The sequence below is a fragment of the Mesocryomonas lacus genome, from assembly GCF_055730135.2.
In genome coordinates this window covers 1-15,154 of the sequence record NZ_JBUZWE020000028.1, presented here as the reverse complement: position 1 = coordinate 15,154, position 15,154 = coordinate 1, and the positions used below count along the sequence as shown (strand labels likewise).

Below are 15,154 nucleotides of genomic sequence, written 5' to 3'. Positions count from 1 at the left end.
GCCGGGAACGCTGCGCCCAACGAAAGCGCCATCGCCAGAAGGGTCGGGATCCTCATCGGCCTTGTCCTTTCACGTGAAGCGGGCGGCGCGGGCTGCCGCCGTGTGGAAGCACGGCGAGGGCCTGCGGACCCTTGCGACCTCCCGAGAAGCCTAGCGGGCGGAGCCCGCATCGTTCCTAAGTGCTCGGCGCGGCAGTGGGTTCACCGAACAGCTTGCCGGCGCCGGCCCAATCGCTCGGCGCGACGTCGTCGAAGATGACGTAGATGTAGGCCGCGTCGGTCCCCGTGTTGCGGACGATGCTCTCCGTGATCTCCGCGGCGACCTTTTGCTTCTGACTGTGGTCCTTACCTTCGAACCAGCTTACCCGTACGACCGGCATGATCCCGTCTCCATGAATGTTCCACCGCTCTCCGTCGGCGGATGCCGATGGCCCGAGACAGGCAACCGCAATGTAAGGTATCCTCAAAACGCTTAAAGCCGCCGCTGATCCGATCTGAGTAGCGCCGGAGGATACCGATAGGAGCCTTCATGAGCGAGATCGAACCGTTGTCGGGTATCGGCGTCTTCGTGGCGGCGGCCCGGGCGAGAAGTTTCACGGGAGCCGCCGAGCGCCTCGGCATCACCAAGTCCGCTGTCGGCAAGACCATTGCCCGCCTCGAGGCGCGCCTCGGACTGAAGCTCTTTCATCGGACCACGCGGAACAACAAGCTGACAGTCGACGGCGAGGCATACCTCGCCGCTTGCGCCTCCGCCCTCGACGAGATCGCAGCGGCCGAAGCAGCACTCACCTCCGCGAACCGGATCCTCACCGGCCGGATCCGCATCGACATGCCGGTGGCCTTCGGGAGGCGCGTCCTCCTGCCCCTCCTGATCGAGATCGTGCGGCCTCATCCGGAGCTCACGCTCAGTCTCAACTTCACCGACGCCTTGACGGATCCTTTCCAAGACGACGTGGACCTCATGATCCGCTTCGGCGCCCTCAAGGACTCGAGCCACCTCATCGCGCGGCATCTCGCCGACCAGGATCGGGTTATCTGCGCCTCCTCGGGCTACGTAGAGACGCACGGACGTCCGGAGGCGCTGGCGGACCTTCGCGGGCATCGATGCATCGTCGGCTCCCCCAAGGGTCCGCCACTGGCCTGGGTGGTCCGCGAGGACGGAGCGGCGAAGCGCCTGTCGCCTCCCGCCACGCACCAGGTCAGCGATGGCGAGGCCATGGTCGACGCGGCCGTTGGCGGGCTCGGCATCTGCCAGCTCCCGGCCTCGTTGGTCCGGCGTCACATCGACAGCGGCGCCCTCGTGCCGTTGCTCGAAGCCTTCTCGACCATTCCCGTCGAGGTGCACGCGCTCTGGCCGCGACAGGCGCATCTCAGCCCACGTGTCCGTCATGTCGTCGACCGCCTCGTCGTCGCGGCCAACGCGGGCGCGTTGAGCTGACTGGTGCGGTCGGTTCCGCGTCTAGGTCACGCCCCCGTCGCGCCCCAGGTTGCGGCGACGGGCCGAACTTCAACACGCGGCATCCGTCGGTACCAACTCCGACGGAGTTCGTCCCTCATCTTGCCCGCACGCAGACCCTTCGAAAGGCACCCGAATGTCCAAGCCCCAGCTTTTCACACCGATCAAGGTCGGCGGCAGCACTCTCGCCAACCGCATCGTCATCGCACCCATGTGCCAGTACTCGGCGATGGATGGGCAGATGAACGACTGGCATGTCATGCACCTCGGCAGCCTGGCGATGTCGGGCGCCGCGATGCTCACCGTCGAGGCGACCGCCGTCGTGCCGGAGGGCCGGATCACCTACGGTGATGTCGGCCTTTGGGACGACGAGACCGAAGCCGCGATGGCGCGGACACTGGACAGCGTCCGCCGCTGGTCCGACATGCCGATCGCCGTCCAGCTTGCCCATGCGGGACGGAAGGCGTCGTCCAACTTGCCTTGGAACGGCGGCGCGCAGATCCCGCCCCACCAAGCCAACGGCTGGCAGACGCTTGCCCCGTCCGCGGTGCCGATAACGGAACGCGACCATCCGCCGACCGTCTTGGACCGAGGCGGGATGGACCGCATTCGGGACGCCTTCGCCGCATCCGCGCGACGCGCGGCGCGCATCGGCGTCGCCGCCATCCAGATTCACGCCGCCCACGGATACCTACTGCACACCTTCCTCTCGCCTCTCTCGAACCGCCGGGAAGACGACTATGGCGGATGCCTGGAGAACCGCATGCGGCTCCCGCTCGAGGTCTTCGACGCCGTCCGCGGGGCGTTCCCCGCAGATCGCCCGGTCACGGTCCGCGTCTCCGCGAGCGACTGGGTCGCCGGCGGGTGGGACGTCGAGCAGACCATCGCCTTCGTGAAAGCCTTGGAGGCAAAGGGCTGCGATGCGATCAACGTCTCGAGCGGCGGGGTCGACCCACGCCAGTCGATCCCAATGGGTCCGGGCTATCAGGTTCCCCTCGCCCGGGCCGTCAAGCAAGCGGTCCCCTCGATGCCAGTCGTCGCGGTTGGCTTGATCACCGATTTCGAGCACGCCGAAGCCATCATCGCGACGGGGGACGCCGACATGGTCGGGTTGGCGCGGACGGTTCTCTACAACCCGCGCTGGCCCTGGCACGCAGCGGCCCATCTCGGCGCGCAGGTCCGCGTCCCGAACCAGTACGTGCGCTCCCAGCCGCGCCAGCACGCGAAGCTGTTCGAGAACGGCGGGTGAAAGACGCACTCCGGGAAGCCTACCTCTTACCGAGCCATGTTGGGCGGCCGTAGTGACGTCGCGCTCCGGGTGCGGCGAGAGCTGACCAGCGACGCGTCGCTCACCATGCGATCCCTCGGGCGATCGGGCTGGATCTTGGTAGCCAGCCCCCAAGTCGCGAGCCGCCTGGGATCCGACGTCGGCGACCTTGCCCTGCACCCGACGCTTGGCACGAGCGACGAAGCGGGAGAGGTCACTTGGACGTTGGAGAGGGACGGCGTGGTGCAGGCGCTGCGTCACGAGCCACGCATGACCTGCGACGACTACGCCGTGCTGTGCGACGCGGCGGCCGATGACTTGGGCATCGGCTTCCTGCCCGACCATGCCTGCGCCGAGCACGTCGCATCGGGCCGGCTGGTTCGGATCTTCGGTGAGTGGACGGGGCGGGAGGGGATCGTGCATCTGGTCTTCACCACCAGGCGCGGCCTGCCCCCGGGCGTGCGCGCCCTGATCGATCTGTTGGCGAAAGAGTTTCCGGAGTTGTGTTGCCGGGACGACAGGTCGTGAGCCTGCGTACGTGTCCCGCGGAAGGATGATGGAATGCACGACCCCGTTCTCGAGATGGAGACCGCTCTTCTCATCACTCTTGATGCGCTTCTAAAAGACCTCAACGTGACCCATGCCGCAACAAGGCTGGGCATCACGCAGCCGACCCTCTCCGGCCGCCTGACGCGCCTGCGTGGATTGCTCGGTGATCAGCTCCTGATTCCGGCGGCGTCAGGACGAGGAATGGTCGCGACGCCTCACGCCGAGTCCCTGAAGCCCGAGCTTTCTCGCGTCATCGACCGGCTTCGGGCGTTCTCGAGCCTCGCGCAGGTCTTCGACCCCGCGACCAGCGAGCGCACCTTCCGCATCGCCGCGACGGACAACCCTGCCGCGATCCTGATCCCCGACCTGATCCGCGCTCTCAGGACTGCGGCGCCAAACGTACGGTTGGCCTTCGTGCTTCCTGACAAGGCGCGGATCGCCGCCGATCTGGAGGAAGGCGTCGCGGACCTGTTCATCGGCGCTGCCGAGGACGTTGCCGCAGGACTGATCGGGCGGACGCTGTTCGACGAGAAGTTCGTCACGGCCCAACGGAAGGGGCACCCGCGTGGAGAGGGACCCATCAGCCTCGACGAGTTCTGCGACCTCGACCACCTTCTCGTCTCGACCAGCGGCGGGAAGTTCTTGGGGATGATCGATGAAGCGCTGACGGGTCTGGGTCGCACACGGCGGGTGTCGGTGTCGATCCAGAGCTATGGGCTGGCGCCCTTGGTGCTCCAGGGAAGCGACTGCGTTTGTACGCTGCCTCATCGCTTCCTTGCTCGCTTCACGACGTCGCTTGACCTCTTCGATCCGCCGTTGCCGTTGGCTCGTTTCCAGTTGAACGCCTTCTGGCATCCGAGAATGAGCGAGGATCCCGCCCATTCGTGGCTCCGCGAACAGGTATTCCGGGTCGCGAGGGTTCAAGGCCGCAACGGCACCGAGACCTCGCCGTCCGCCTGACCCTCGCTTACTGCCCGACGACGCCTGCCCTGTTCCGGTACTCCACTGGATGCCAAGTGAAGGCGCCGCCGCCCTCGGCGCGGACGTGACCGATGCCGGGGAATGGCAGGTGGGGCGCCGCGATGAGCTGACGCGAGCCCGCCACGTCAGAGAAGGCCTTCTGCCGCACGGAGGCAGCCTTCGCCGGATCGACGTCGTAGAGGATGGTGATCGCTGGCTTCGGGAACTGGACGTTCTCGACGTGGACGATGTCCCCGACGAACACGATCGACTGTCCTCGGCTCGAGACTGTGAAGAAGGCGCTGCCCGGTGTGTGGCCGGGATGGAGGGTCGCGACGATGCCGGGCAGGATGGTCTCGTTGTCGCCAAACGTCTTCACCTTCCCGGCCTTGGCAACGACCCCGACGGTCTTAGCGGCCTCGTCGAAGTACTGTTTGGCATAGCCCGTCCGCTCAGCGTTCGAGGCGTCGAGGAAGAAGTCGACGTCAGGCGCGCCGACATGGACCGTCGCGTTGGCGAAGACAGGCTGGCCGCCTGCCACCAGCCCTCCCGTATGGTCGGTGTGGACGTGCGTAATGAGGATGTCAGTGACGTCCTGCGGCTTCACGCCAGCGGCGGCGAGGCTGTCGAGGAGCTTACCGCCGTAGCCGGGTCCGAACAGCTCTCCGGATCCGGTGTCGACGAGGATCGTGTGATCGCCGCCGCGGATGAGATACGCGTTGATGGAGGCCTCGACGGGATTGGCCTGGAAGGAGTCCTTGAGAAGGCTGTCGACTTCCGCTTCGGTCGTTCCTGTCAGGAGCTTGTGCAGGTCCTGCGGCACGGTGCCGTCGGACAGCGCGACGATCTCGAGGTCACCTAAGGGCATCGAGTAGGCGTCGGTCGTCTGAACATACGCGGCCGCAGCCAGGGCCGCGGGAGCGGCGAATACGGGAAGCGCAGTGGCCAGGGTAACTGCGAGCGCGGTGGATGCGAGCAAGGAGCGGAGGGACATGACGTGGGGCTTCCGGCATCTGGTTTCGTTGCCCAACAGGTAGGCCGTCCCTGATAGGCAGTGAAATCAGAAGGTTCGATGCGACCCATGTCTGGTGCCGATGGGTCTAGCGTTCCGCAGGCTTCAGGTGCCGTGCTGGCCGTAATGGCCGCCACTGATGCCCGAACCCATTTGCTGGTCAGGACCGGGTTCGCGTTTTGCCTGATCGAGCGCAGCGTCGACCCCCACTTCAGCGGGATGGCAAGCTGACGTTCGAGCCGTTGGACATATGGTTTCAACGGACCGAGCCTGTTTCGTCCTAAGGGTGAGTTAGCCTTCAAAGGCCGAGCTGCTGCGGCACTCAAATCGCGACCCCTCGGCAGGATGTACCGCAGGGGAGGTCCCGACTTCTTGCGCCTTTAGAAGCGTTCTTGACTTCGTAAATGGTTCGCCCCACGAAACATAGACACGCAAGCGATTCGAAGGCGCAGCCGCTTTTCTCGTTGCATCTCATCCTCGTGACGATGGGCGACCTTTGACGCAACGAACCGATCCGGTCGACCTCACGAACTGCGACCGTGAACCCATTCATATCCCGGGGCTCATCCAACCCGTCGGCTTCCTGTTGGCTTTGACATTGGACTGGACCATCGCGCGTGCATCTGGGAATGCCGCAGACTTCATTGGCCTCGCCCCTGATGCGCTGATCGGTCGTCCGCTCGTCGAGATCATCCCTTCGGAGACCGTCCATGAGCTGAGGAACCGGACGGCGGTTCTGCGTGGACCAAACGCGGTCGAGCGCATATTCCGATGCCATCTGGTCAAGGGCGCCCACCCGTTCGACGTGGCCATCCACTTGAGCAGCGGGCAGGTCGTGATCGAGGCCGAGCCTTCCCGCGGCGAGCCAGGCGACCCCAGCGGCCTCGTACGTTCGATGCTTTCGCGTCTCGACCAGTGCGCGGACTTCCCAGCCTTCTTCCGGGAGGGAGCGAGGCAGGTCCGCGCCCTGCTCGGCTACGACCGGGTCATGGTCTATCGCTTCGCCGACGACGGGACGGGCGAGGTGGTCGCCGAGGCGTGCCGCGCGGGCATCGGCCAGTTCATGGGGCTGCGCTATCCGGCCAGCGACATCCCGGCGCAGGCGCGCGAGCTCTACAAGCGCAACCTTCTCAGGCTCATCTCAGACGTGAACTCGACGCCCGTTCCCGTCCTCCCGACGCTCGACGAGACGGGCCGGCCGCTTGACCTTTCCCTGTCCGCGCTGCGGGCAGTGTCGCCGATCCACATCGAGTACCTGAAGAACATGGGGGTCGACGCGTCGCTGTCGATCTCGATCATCGTCGGCGACCGCCTCTGGGGCCTCTTCGCCTGCCACCACTATGCCCCGCTGTGCCCGCCGTTCGAGCGACGTTCGGTCGGCGAGCTGTTCGGCCAGATGTTCTCCATGCGCCTCGAGAGCCGGGAACGGCTTGCGGTCGTCGAGTTCGAGCGCCGCGCACGGGACGTCTCGGACCAGCTTCTCGGCGCCGTCGCCTCCGACGAGACGTTGATCCGCAACCCCGACTGGCTGGCCGACATCCTGACGAGCGTCATCCAAGCCGACGGCGTCGGTGTCTGGATCAACGGCGAAGCTGCCTTCTCCGGCACGACGCCGGACGCCGACAATTTCCGCCGGATCGTGCGGGCGCTCAACGCAACGGCGTCGGGCAAAGTGTTCGCAACGGACCGCATCGGGACGCTCGTGGAAGGCGCCGAGTCGTTCGCTTCGGCAGCGGCCGGGATGTTGGCAATTCCGATCTCGCGGTCGCCGCGTGACTACGTGATCCTGTTCCGTCGTGAACTCGTGCGCTCGGTCCGGTGGGGCGGCGATCCGCACAAGCCGACCGCATACGGACCGAACGGCCCGCGCCTGTCCCCCCGGGAAAGCTTCGCCGAGTGGAAGGAGTTCGTGCAGGGCCAGTCGGCACCGTTCACGGCATCCGAGATACGTGTCGCCGAGACGCTTCGGGCGACGCTTATCGAGGTCGTCCTGCGGCTCGCGAGTGAAGCCTCCGCTGAGCGGCAGAAGGCCAACGAGCGGCAGGAACTCCTGATCGCCGAACTGAACCACCGCGTCCGCAACATCCTTGGCGTCATCCGTGGCCTGATCCGGCAGTCGCAGCCGACGGCCGAGGCCGACCGCTCGTTCGTCCAAGTGGTCGACGGCCGCATCCACGCGCTTGCCCGCGCCCACAACCAGATCACCGACGACCATTGGGGTCCCGCGCCGTTGCAGGTCCTGATCGACGCCGAGGCTCGCGCGTTCGTCGAGGAGCTTGACCGGATCGTTTCCCAAGGCGAGGCGGTACTCCTGAACCCGCAGGCATACTCGACCATGGCCCTCGTGGTGCACGAACTCGTCACCAACTCCACGAAGTACGGTAGCCTTTCGTCCAAGGGAGGCCACGTTCGGATTGCTTGGAGGAGGAATGCCGCAGGCGATCTGACGCTCACCTGGGCGGAGAGCGACGGTCCCGTCGTGACGCCGCCGACCCGGCAAGGGTTCGGTACCACCATCATCGAGCGGTCGGTGCCATACGACCTCGGCGGGCAGTCGAACATCCGCTACGAGCCGACTGGTGTGGTCGCCACCTTCACGATCCCGGCGCGCCACATCTCGGAGCCTCGCAGCTTCGCGGGTCCCGAGATCAAGATCGGGCGTCCTTCCATGGGCCATCCCGTCGCGCCGCCGCCCCGGATGCTGGAGGGCCACGAAGTGCTCCTCGTAGAGGATAGCCTGATCATCGCGCTCGACGCCGAGGACGTGGCCAACCGCCTCGGTGCGGAAACCGTCACGCCCGTGGCGACCGCCGATGCCGCCCTCGACAGCATTGACGCGCGCCGTCCAACTGTCGCGATCCTCGACATCAACCTTGGCGACCGGAACAGCTTCCCGATTGCCGATCGACTCGCGGAACTCGGTGTGCCGTTCATGTTCGCAACTGGGTACGGCGAGCAGGCGAAGCTGCCGCCGCAGCACCAGGGCCGTCTCGTCGTGCAGAAGCCCTACACTTTGGAGAACCTCGCGCGGTCGCTGGCGGAACTGGTTGGAATCCGCTGCGACGCCGCGAGCATTGACGCGGACGGGCAGGGCGGATCGTAAACGAGTGGCGCACGCGCATTATGGCCGAGTTCGCGCAGGCTTCTCGCGGCCGCCTCGCCGCGCTCCGCGTCGCGGCAACTGAGCCAAACGGAGAAGCCCCCTTCAGCGAGTTGTCGCGCGATCGCGAAGCCGATGCCATTGTTGGCACCCGTTATGAGAGCGGTATGTCTCATCATGAGGTCGATCTCCGGCAGGACGGGATCACATCCCTCATATGACGCCGGGAGCCTGGGATCGGCATACACGATCCTGCCGAAGATTTGCCTGATCCTTCCAGAACACGGTATGGAAAGAACGGGGGGTCCTGATGATCAGCTCGCACAATCGCCGACGCAGCAGGGCTGTTCGGGGCCGCCCGAGGTCACACGCGCTTCGCGCAGGGGCGAAGTGCGGCGGACTGGATACGCGCCCATGCCGACGAGCCCATGCGCGTGGAGGCGTTGGCGTGGATGGTCGGCATGAGTGTGACGTCGCTCCATCGGCACTTCCGCGCCGTCACCGGGACGAGCCCGCTGGCCTGCCAGCGCCATGTTCGGCTTCTGGCGGCCCGCGAGAGGATTGTCGCGCAGGGCCAAACCGTCGCGGCCGCCGCCTTCGCCAGCGGCTATGTCAGCGCCTCGCAGTTCAGCCGCGAGTACAGGCAGATGTTCGGCGTAACGCCTCGGTGCGACAGGTCCGGCGTCGCACCCTCCCGCTAAGTCGACGCCACGGGTCTCGCCGATCGCAATCCTCGAACGCGCTGCCAGGACTATGGGGGCCGCGATCGTCGTCCCGGCGATCACGGCGGCAACGAGGGTCGATGGCATCCGATCCTGGCGGGTCTACGAGGTCGGCCCCCAGACGCCGCCCACGCCGTACCTGCACCAGCGCCTCGATACCTTCCGTCTCCCTTGCAGGCCCGGGCATCGTGCTGCCTTGAGGCGAGTGACGAGACATCCGACGAAGTTCATCGAACCGCGTCGATGGGTTTCAGGCAGCTTTCGCGACCTGGGTACCGGTCGCCTGCCGCGGGATCCGAAGGACGATCCGGCAACCTCCCTCATAAGCGGCATCGACCTCGATCGATCCGTCGTGGAGGGAAACGACGCGGCGGCAGAGAGCAAGGCCGAGCCCGACGCCGCCTTTCGCACGCGAGCTTTCCCCCTGCTCGAAGTGGCCGAAGGCCCGTTCGAGCTCGGCTGCGGGAATGCCCGTCCCGTTGTCCTCGATCGAGATGATGTCGGAGGCGCCGTCCTCGTCATGTCGCACGACGACGCAGGGCAGCCGTGTCGACCTGTGCCGGATCGAATTCTCCACAAGGTTCTGGAGAAGCTGTCGGAAGAGGTTGGGTTCGACCTTCAGACTGGGAAGGCGAGCGACAAGCAAGGTCGTTCCCGTCCGCTCAATCAGGGATGACAGGTTGAAGCGGACTTCCTCGACCATGAGGTTCAGGTCGGTCAAGTGGGTGTCCAGGTCCTCGCGGTGCTCAGCACGGGCCGTCTGAACGAGGGTCGTCACCTGTTGCGCCAGCCCACGGGCACTCTCGACCACCAGGCCGACGACGTCCTCGGCCCGCGGGCTGAGCGTGGTATCGCGGTCGTGGCGGATGACCTCGAGCGCGCTCACGATGCTCGCCAGCGGAGATCTCAGGTCGTGTGCCGCGAAGGCGGACACCTTGGCCAAACGATCGTTCGCCTCTACGAGCGTCCGCTCGCGATCTGCCAGCTCCGTGATGTCAGTCGAAATGCCGAGCAGCCGCGGCTCTCCCGTCGAGTAGGTGAACGCGATCTTGCGGGTCAGCAGCACGCGCCGGCGTCCCTCGAAGTCGACGATCTCCTCGACCATCTCGGAGCGCCCGACGGCCATCGCGCGGCGGTCCTCCGCCAGCCATACGGCCACCTCCTCGTCGGTGAACTGCTCCACGGTGGTGGTGCCGATCACCGACGCGCGGCGCTCCGGGGGATAAACGTCGAGAAAGGCCTTGTTGGCGTAGACGATGACGCTGTGGGCGTCCTTTACGAACACAAGGTTCGGATCATGCTCCATCACGAGCGAAAACAATTCTCCGAACATCGTCGCCTCCTCGGAGTCCGATAATTGTTCACTCTGCGTGAATATTAGTCGATATGCAATATTCCGTCCTTAGCGTGCGTTGGTCGGCAAGTCCGGCGCAAGGTTTTGACCCTGCGCTTCATGGGGCAGGCGCGGTGGGGCGAACGTCCAGAATGAAGGAAACTGGGATGACGAACGGTCGCTCTGCGGGATCTGCCATTCTCCGGCCGATCGTGTTGGCCTCGAGCTACTTCGTCCTGGCCTTCGCCTCCCTCCTTTGGACGCGCGGCGGCGCGGGGATCGCCACCATGTGGCCGGCCGGCGGTCTGGCGGTCGCGATGTTGTCGACCGTGGACCGCAGCGAGCGAGCCCGATGCGCCGTCGCCATTGCGTTCGGCAGCATGGCCGCGAACCTCGTTGCCGGAACCTCGGTCCTGCTTGCCACGATCTTCACGATCGCCAACGTCATCGAGACGTCGGTCGCCGTTGTCCTGCTGTCGCGGTGCCCGTTCGGCCGCCCGTCCTTCGTCAACGTGCGGCAGGTCGCCTGCTTCTGCGCCATCGCCGCGGTAGCTTCCGCCGTCAGCACCTGCATTGCCGGCGCCGCCGTCGGGTGGGGCGACTGGCGGTTCCAGATATCCTGGTTCGCCACCGACTTCCTCGGCATCGTGGTTGTGGCGCCGCTGGTCTTCATCGCAGCGGACCGCCGAAACCGTCAGGTCCGGATTTCGACCCCTGCCGTTCGGTCCGGCAGGCTCAGCATGTCGTTGGCGCTCGTGGGCGTCGCCGGTGCCGCAACGTTCGCCCAATCGTCCCTGCCGCTCCTGTTTCTGCCGCTGGCTGCGCTTTTGGGCGCCACCTACGCAAGCGGTCCGCTGGGAGCCGCCGCCGGGACCATGTTCATCGCTCTCATCGGCTCCGCCGCGCTGACGCTTGGTGTCGGTCCGACAGTGCTGATCGACGGGATGCCGGATGCCCAGGCCTTCTTTTTCCAGTTCTACCTGGTCGTCCTCCTGGCCTGTTCCCTTCCCATGGCAGCGCTTCAGACGACGCGGGACGCATTGGTCGCCGACCTCACCGAGCGGACCCGACTGCTGTTCATGGCCGAACGCGTCGCCAAAATCGGCCACTGGCATCTCGATCTCGCGTCCGGGAAGATCACCTGGTCGGCGGAGGTGTTTCGCATCCACGGTTTGCAAGGCGTCGAGGAGCCCGGCTTGGACGCCGCGCTGGCCGCCTACCACGAGGAGGACCGGGAAGGGCTTTCGGCCATCCTAGCCACCTCGATCGAGACGGGGGAGAGCTTCAGGCACCGTGCACGCATAGTCAGGCAGGACGGAAGCATCAGGCACGTCGACGTGTCGGGCGAGGTTTCGACCGCCGACGGTGTGCCGATGTCGGTGTTCGGCGTGGTCCAGGACGTCACGCGGCAGGTCGAGATCGAGTCCCGCCTCGAGGCCGCCCGCGAGGATGCCTTGGGGGTTGCGGCGCGAGCGACGGTGTTGGCCGAGACCGACGCGCTGACAGGACTCGCCAACCGCCGCAGGGTCCTTGAATCTCTTGAGGCGGCCATGCGGTCGGCCGAGGATACGGGAGCGTCGTTGTCCGTGGCGATGTTCGACATTGACCATTTCAAACAGGTCAACGACGTTCACGGGCACGCCGTCGGGGACGCCGTCCTCCAGCGTGTCGCGGCTTCCGCCGAGCGGACGACGAGGTCGACGGACCTCGTCGGTCGCCTGGGTGGCGAAGAGTTCGTGATCCTCCTTCCGGGCGCAGGCGTCGAGGCTGCCATGGAGGCCGCGGAGCGGCTGCGTGCCCGCGTCGAGAACGACGGCACGGGCGGAACGGGAGACCCGAAAGTGACCGCGAGCGTAGGCGTCGCAACCCTTTCTCCCGGCGAGGACATGACGTCGCTCATGCACCGTGCCGATCTCGCCCTTTATCGAGCCAAGGCCGAAGGCAGGAACGTGTCCAGGCTGGCTGCCTGAGCAAGCATCCATCGTGCGTTCCGCACCCCGCCCGATGCTATAAGCGGATGCAACTTTCCGTTGCACCTGCATGCGTGCGGGAGGCTCTCGCATGGAATAATACCTGCGGCGGTCGCCCGCGATCTGGGTGCGGCAATCTGAAACCGGGCTGTTCGAAAGCTGTCGAATTCATGCTTGCCGCCCGGGCGGCCTAGGCCAGCCACCCACGATGCGGCCTAGGCCATCGAGGGCCGTGTGGCCGAATGGACGCGGACCCTCTTGTGAGAGAAATCTCGATCAACCTTACGAAGGTTGCGGCCAGCCGAAAGGCAGGTCGGTCGATGCTCATCGAGTTGGCGGCGTGGCGTGCGACGCGGCGGCTCACCGTGCGCCTCGAACGCGTCCACCGTCTTCCCGAGATCAAGAGCGAAGCATACGCCATGTCACATCTCGCATCGCCCCGGGTGGGCTTCCACTGGTTCAGCCTTCTTTTCCTGGCAGGCGTCGCGTCCTTGGCGGGGAATGCCGTCGTCCAGTCGAAGGGCGACGTTTCCGTGCCGCAGGAAGTCACGGGAGTCCGATCAGTGGCACGCCTACCTTCCACTTCGACCGGGCCTAAGCTGAGGTCGGCAGCGACAGACGGGCCCGCCGTCCGTCCCGAGCGCAAGGTGCGGATCGTCCTTCGCTCGCCCTACGGCCAGTAAGTTGCCGTGGCGCTGCCGCCGGTCTCACTTCAGGTCGCGGTCGGCCGCGGCGACCGCGACCTTGGCCCGACCGGATATGTCGAGGATGCGGAGCAGCGCGGAGACGTGGACCTTCACTGTTCCCATGCCGATGTCCAGTGCCCGCGCGATCTCCTTGTTGGAGCGGCCGAGCCTCAGGAGATGCAGGACCTCCCTCTGCCGCTCCGTGAGTTCGACGGGTGCGGTCATTCCTCGCGTTGCGGGTCTCGGCAGGACGGCCAGCGACGCGGGAGCGTACACCTGTCCGCCGAGGATCCAGCGCAGGGCGGTCTCGATCTCCTCCAGCCGCAACGACTTGGGGACGAAGCCGTGCAAGCCGGCGGCCAGGGCGTCGACGATGTCTTCTCGCCGCGTCGAGCCCGAGACGATCGCCACCTTCAGTTCGGGATAGAGCATCCGGACGTCCTGCAACGAGGCAGCGCCCTCGTCCATGCCCGGCATGTCGAGGTCGAAGAGCGCGAGCCCGATGTCCTGCCGCGCGTCCAGCGCGTCGTAGGCGCCGTGCAGGGATGCGGCCTCGACGACCTCCTTGAATTCCATCCGCCCGAGCAGGATGCCCGTCAGCGCAGCGCGGGGCATTTCGTGGTCGTCGACGACGAGAGCGACAGCCATCCAATCACCCCAACCATCAAGACGGCCCAGGATATGACAATCGCCAAGCTTGTAAACATCGTGGACAGCCTGTCTGCCGGAACGGGACGAACGGAACGCCAGAAGGCGAAGGAGCGGTACGGCTTTGGCTTCGAGGGGGCTATCCGCGATGCCGAGAGCCAAGGCTTCGTCGACGTGGACGAGGAGGCCGGCATCGTCAGCCTTGCGAGGCCGGCCGAGCGGCTGCTTTCGGAGCGCAGGCCCGACAGCACTTCGCGTCCTTGAATACGACCGGAGCGACATCGTTCGGCAAACCGCACGTGGCTGCCATCGACGGAGCGGACCAGGCATTTCCCAGATTAGGAACGGTAGCATGCGCTATTTTTTCGAAGTCCGCCGTGGCCATCTCCTCGTCGAGGACCACGTCGGCGTGGAAGTCGCCGACCCGGAGACCTTGTGGCGCGAGGCGCTGGAGGGAGCGCGGGAGATCGGCGAGGGACTTCTCGATCAGGGATTCCTGGTCGATGCGTCAACGAAGCTGGTGGTTACCGACGAGATCGGCGACCTCGTGCTGACCGTATCGGTAGAGACGGTTTTGCTCGCAGCAGCAGGGTTGAACTCCTGGGACCGGGGCGGCGAGGATGTTTCCGAACAGCGGTTTTTGCACTGACGGGTGGGTGAAGGGTCCGCCCTCCAGGGAGCAGCCCAAGCCATGCGCCATCCGCGCGCTCCGGCCTTAGATGGCGTTGAAGAGCAGCCCGCGGTCACCTGCGGTCATCCGCACGAAACTGGACACGGCGCACGAGCGCGCCGCGCGGCCCCTTCGTCGGATCGCGCGAGGTGGAAGCTCATGCGCGTCGGCGGGATCGATAGCGTCTCCGCGATCTCGCCGGACGGCATGCCGTTCCGGCCCGAGCGGACGAGCATCCGGAAGGATGCCAAACAGTCGGCATGGGCGAGAGCAGAAAGAGCGGATACGGCTGTGTCATCGATCATGCCCACAACTATGCAAGCATCATTGTAATGTTCAAGTAGATTGCATTCATGTCGCTGCGAAGGTGGTTGGCTACGGCATGTTGGATGTCGCTTGAGGAACGTTAGTGGACGACCGCATTTCGTCAGGGCAGAACGACGATCTTTCCACCCGCCTCATTAGCCTCCATGAAACGGTGTGCCTCAGCGATCTCGTCGAGCCGGAACACACGGCCGACCTTCACGGGCAGCGTACCCTTCTCGACGTCGTCGACGAGCTTCTGAAGGGGCATCGTCATGAACTCCCCGGCACCGCCGCTGTAGGTGGTCAAGCTGACCGCGGTCGGGATCTCTGTCATCGGCTCGAAGGCTTCGAGTGTCCAGCGGTCATCGACCATCCCGCTCATGCAGACCGCCCCGTGGCGTTTGGCGCAGGCGAGCGAGTCGAGGAGCGTGGTTGTCCCGACGAGCTCCAGCACCTTGTCGACGCCGTCCGGGAAT

Annotated in this window: 15 protein-coding genes; 9 read left to right on the top strand and 6 right to left on the bottom strand. The window is 65.7% G+C overall.

The window, feature by feature from the left end; genetic code table 11:
- Positions 1 to 175 precede the first annotated feature (175 nt).
- Positions 176 to 379: a tautomerase family protein gene (locus tag ACZLZY_RS24525; protein ID WP_472934451.1), complete on the bottom strand. Its 204-nt coding sequence runs from the start codon at positions 377 to 379 to the stop codon at positions 176 to 178.
- 149 nt (positions 380 to 528) lie between these two features.
- Here ACZLZY_RS24525 and ACZLZY_RS24520 point away from each other — a divergent pair, with 149 nt between their 5' ends.
- From ACZLZY_RS24520 to ACZLZY_RS24505, 4 genes are all read left to right on the top strand, one after another.
- The gene (locus ACZLZY_RS24520; RefSeq protein WP_472934450.1) at positions 529 to 1,437 is read left to right on the top strand and encodes a LysR family transcriptional regulator; all 909 of its coding nucleotides are present in this window, start codon (positions 529 to 531) and stop codon (positions 1,435 to 1,437) included.
- A 154-nt stretch (positions 1,438 to 1,591) separates the two neighbouring features.
- Complete coding sequence (locus ACZLZY_RS24515; RefSeq protein WP_472934449.1) at positions 1,592 to 2,704, top strand: NADH:flavin oxidoreductase/NADH oxidase; 1,113 nt, start codon at positions 1,592 to 1,594, stop codon at positions 2,702 to 2,704.
- 39 nt (positions 2,705 to 2,743) lie between these two features.
- The gene (locus ACZLZY_RS24510; RefSeq protein WP_496253610.1) at positions 2,744 to 3,250 is read left to right on the top strand and encodes a LysR substrate-binding domain-containing protein; all 507 of its coding nucleotides are present in this window, start codon (positions 2,744 to 2,746) and stop codon (positions 3,248 to 3,250) included.
- A gap of 33 nt (positions 3,251 to 3,283) precedes the next feature.
- Positions 3,284 to 4,231 (top strand): LysR family transcriptional regulator, encoded by a 948-nt coding sequence (locus ACZLZY_RS24505; protein ID WP_472934447.1) that lies wholly within the window; start codon positions 3,284 to 3,286, stop codon positions 4,229 to 4,231.
- A 7-nt stretch (positions 4,232 to 4,238) separates the two neighbouring features.
- Here ACZLZY_RS24505 and ACZLZY_RS24500 read toward each other — a convergent pair whose 3' ends face one another.
- Positions 4,239 to 5,099: an MBL fold metallo-hydrolase gene (locus ACZLZY_RS24500; RefSeq protein ID WP_472934446.1), complete on the bottom strand. Its 861-nt coding sequence runs from the start codon at positions 5,097 to 5,099 to the stop codon at positions 4,239 to 4,241.
- Between the two features lie 640 nt (positions 5,100 to 5,739).
- Between ACZLZY_RS24500 and ACZLZY_RS24495 the strand changes: the two genes are divergently transcribed.
- Positions 5,740 to 8,346 (top strand): HWE histidine kinase domain-containing protein, encoded by a 2,607-nt coding sequence (locus ACZLZY_RS24495; protein ID WP_472934445.1) that lies wholly within the window; start codon positions 5,740 to 5,742, stop codon positions 8,344 to 8,346.
- On the opposite strand, the gene ACZLZY_RS24490 is transcribed toward ACZLZY_RS24495, so the two are convergent.
- Entirely contained in the window at positions 8,250 to 8,519 is a 270-nt protein-coding gene (locus tag ACZLZY_RS24490) for an SDR family NAD(P)-dependent oxidoreductase (protein WP_472934470.1), read from the bottom strand. The two genes, ACZLZY_RS24495 and ACZLZY_RS24490, sit on opposite strands and share 97 nt — an antisense overlap.
- A 252-nt stretch (positions 8,520 to 8,771) precedes the next feature.
- On the opposite strand from ACZLZY_RS24490, the gene ACZLZY_RS24485 reads away from it, so the two are divergent.
- Positions 8,772 to 9,044 carry a helix-turn-helix transcriptional regulator gene (locus tag ACZLZY_RS24485; protein WP_472934444.1) on the top strand — a complete coding sequence of 91 codons (273 nt, stop codon included), beginning with the start codon at positions 8,772 to 8,774 and terminating at the stop codon, positions 9,042 to 9,044.
- A gap of 271 nt (positions 9,045 to 9,315) precedes the next feature.
- Here ACZLZY_RS24485 and ACZLZY_RS24480 read toward each other — a convergent pair whose 3' ends face one another.
- A complete protein-coding gene (locus ACZLZY_RS24480; protein WP_472934443.1) occupies positions 9,316 to 10,398 on the bottom strand; it encodes a sensor histidine kinase in 1,083 nt (360 codons plus the stop codon).
- Between the two features lie 53 nt (positions 10,399 to 10,451).
- Between ACZLZY_RS24480 and ACZLZY_RS24475 the strand changes: the two genes are divergently transcribed.
- Complete coding sequence (locus ACZLZY_RS24475) at positions 10,452 to 12,368, top strand: sensor domain-containing diguanylate cyclase (protein WP_472934442.1); 1,917 nt, start codon at positions 10,452 to 10,454, stop codon at positions 12,366 to 12,368.
- Positions 12,369 to 13,075: 707 nt separating this feature from the next.
- Here ACZLZY_RS24475 and ACZLZY_RS24470 read toward each other — a convergent pair.
- Positions 13,076 to 13,702 (bottom strand): response regulator, encoded by a 627-nt coding sequence (locus tag ACZLZY_RS24470; RefSeq protein ID WP_472934441.1) that lies wholly within the window; start codon positions 13,700 to 13,702, stop codon positions 13,076 to 13,078.
- Between ACZLZY_RS24470 and ACZLZY_RS24465 the strand changes: the two genes are divergently transcribed.
- Both ACZLZY_RS24465 and ACZLZY_RS24460 read left to right on the top strand, forming a co-directional pair.
- Complete coding sequence (locus tag ACZLZY_RS24465; protein WP_472934440.1) at positions 13,673 to 13,966, top strand: hypothetical protein; 294 nt, start codon at positions 13,673 to 13,675, stop codon at positions 13,964 to 13,966. The genes ACZLZY_RS24470 and ACZLZY_RS24465 overlap by 30 nt on opposite strands.
- A gap of 88 nt (positions 13,967 to 14,054) precedes the next feature.
- On the top strand, positions 14,055 to 14,351 hold the full coding sequence (locus ACZLZY_RS24460) for a DUF6894 family protein (protein ID WP_472934439.1): 297 nt from the start codon (positions 14,055 to 14,057) through the stop codon (positions 14,349 to 14,351).
- A gap of 448 nt (positions 14,352 to 14,799) precedes the next feature.
- Here ACZLZY_RS24460 and ACZLZY_RS24455 read toward each other — a convergent pair.
- Positions 14,800 to 15,154, bottom strand: a 355-nt coding sequence (locus ACZLZY_RS24455) for a zinc-binding dehydrogenase (RefSeq protein ID WP_496253609.1), incomplete at its 5' end; no start/stop codon positions are given.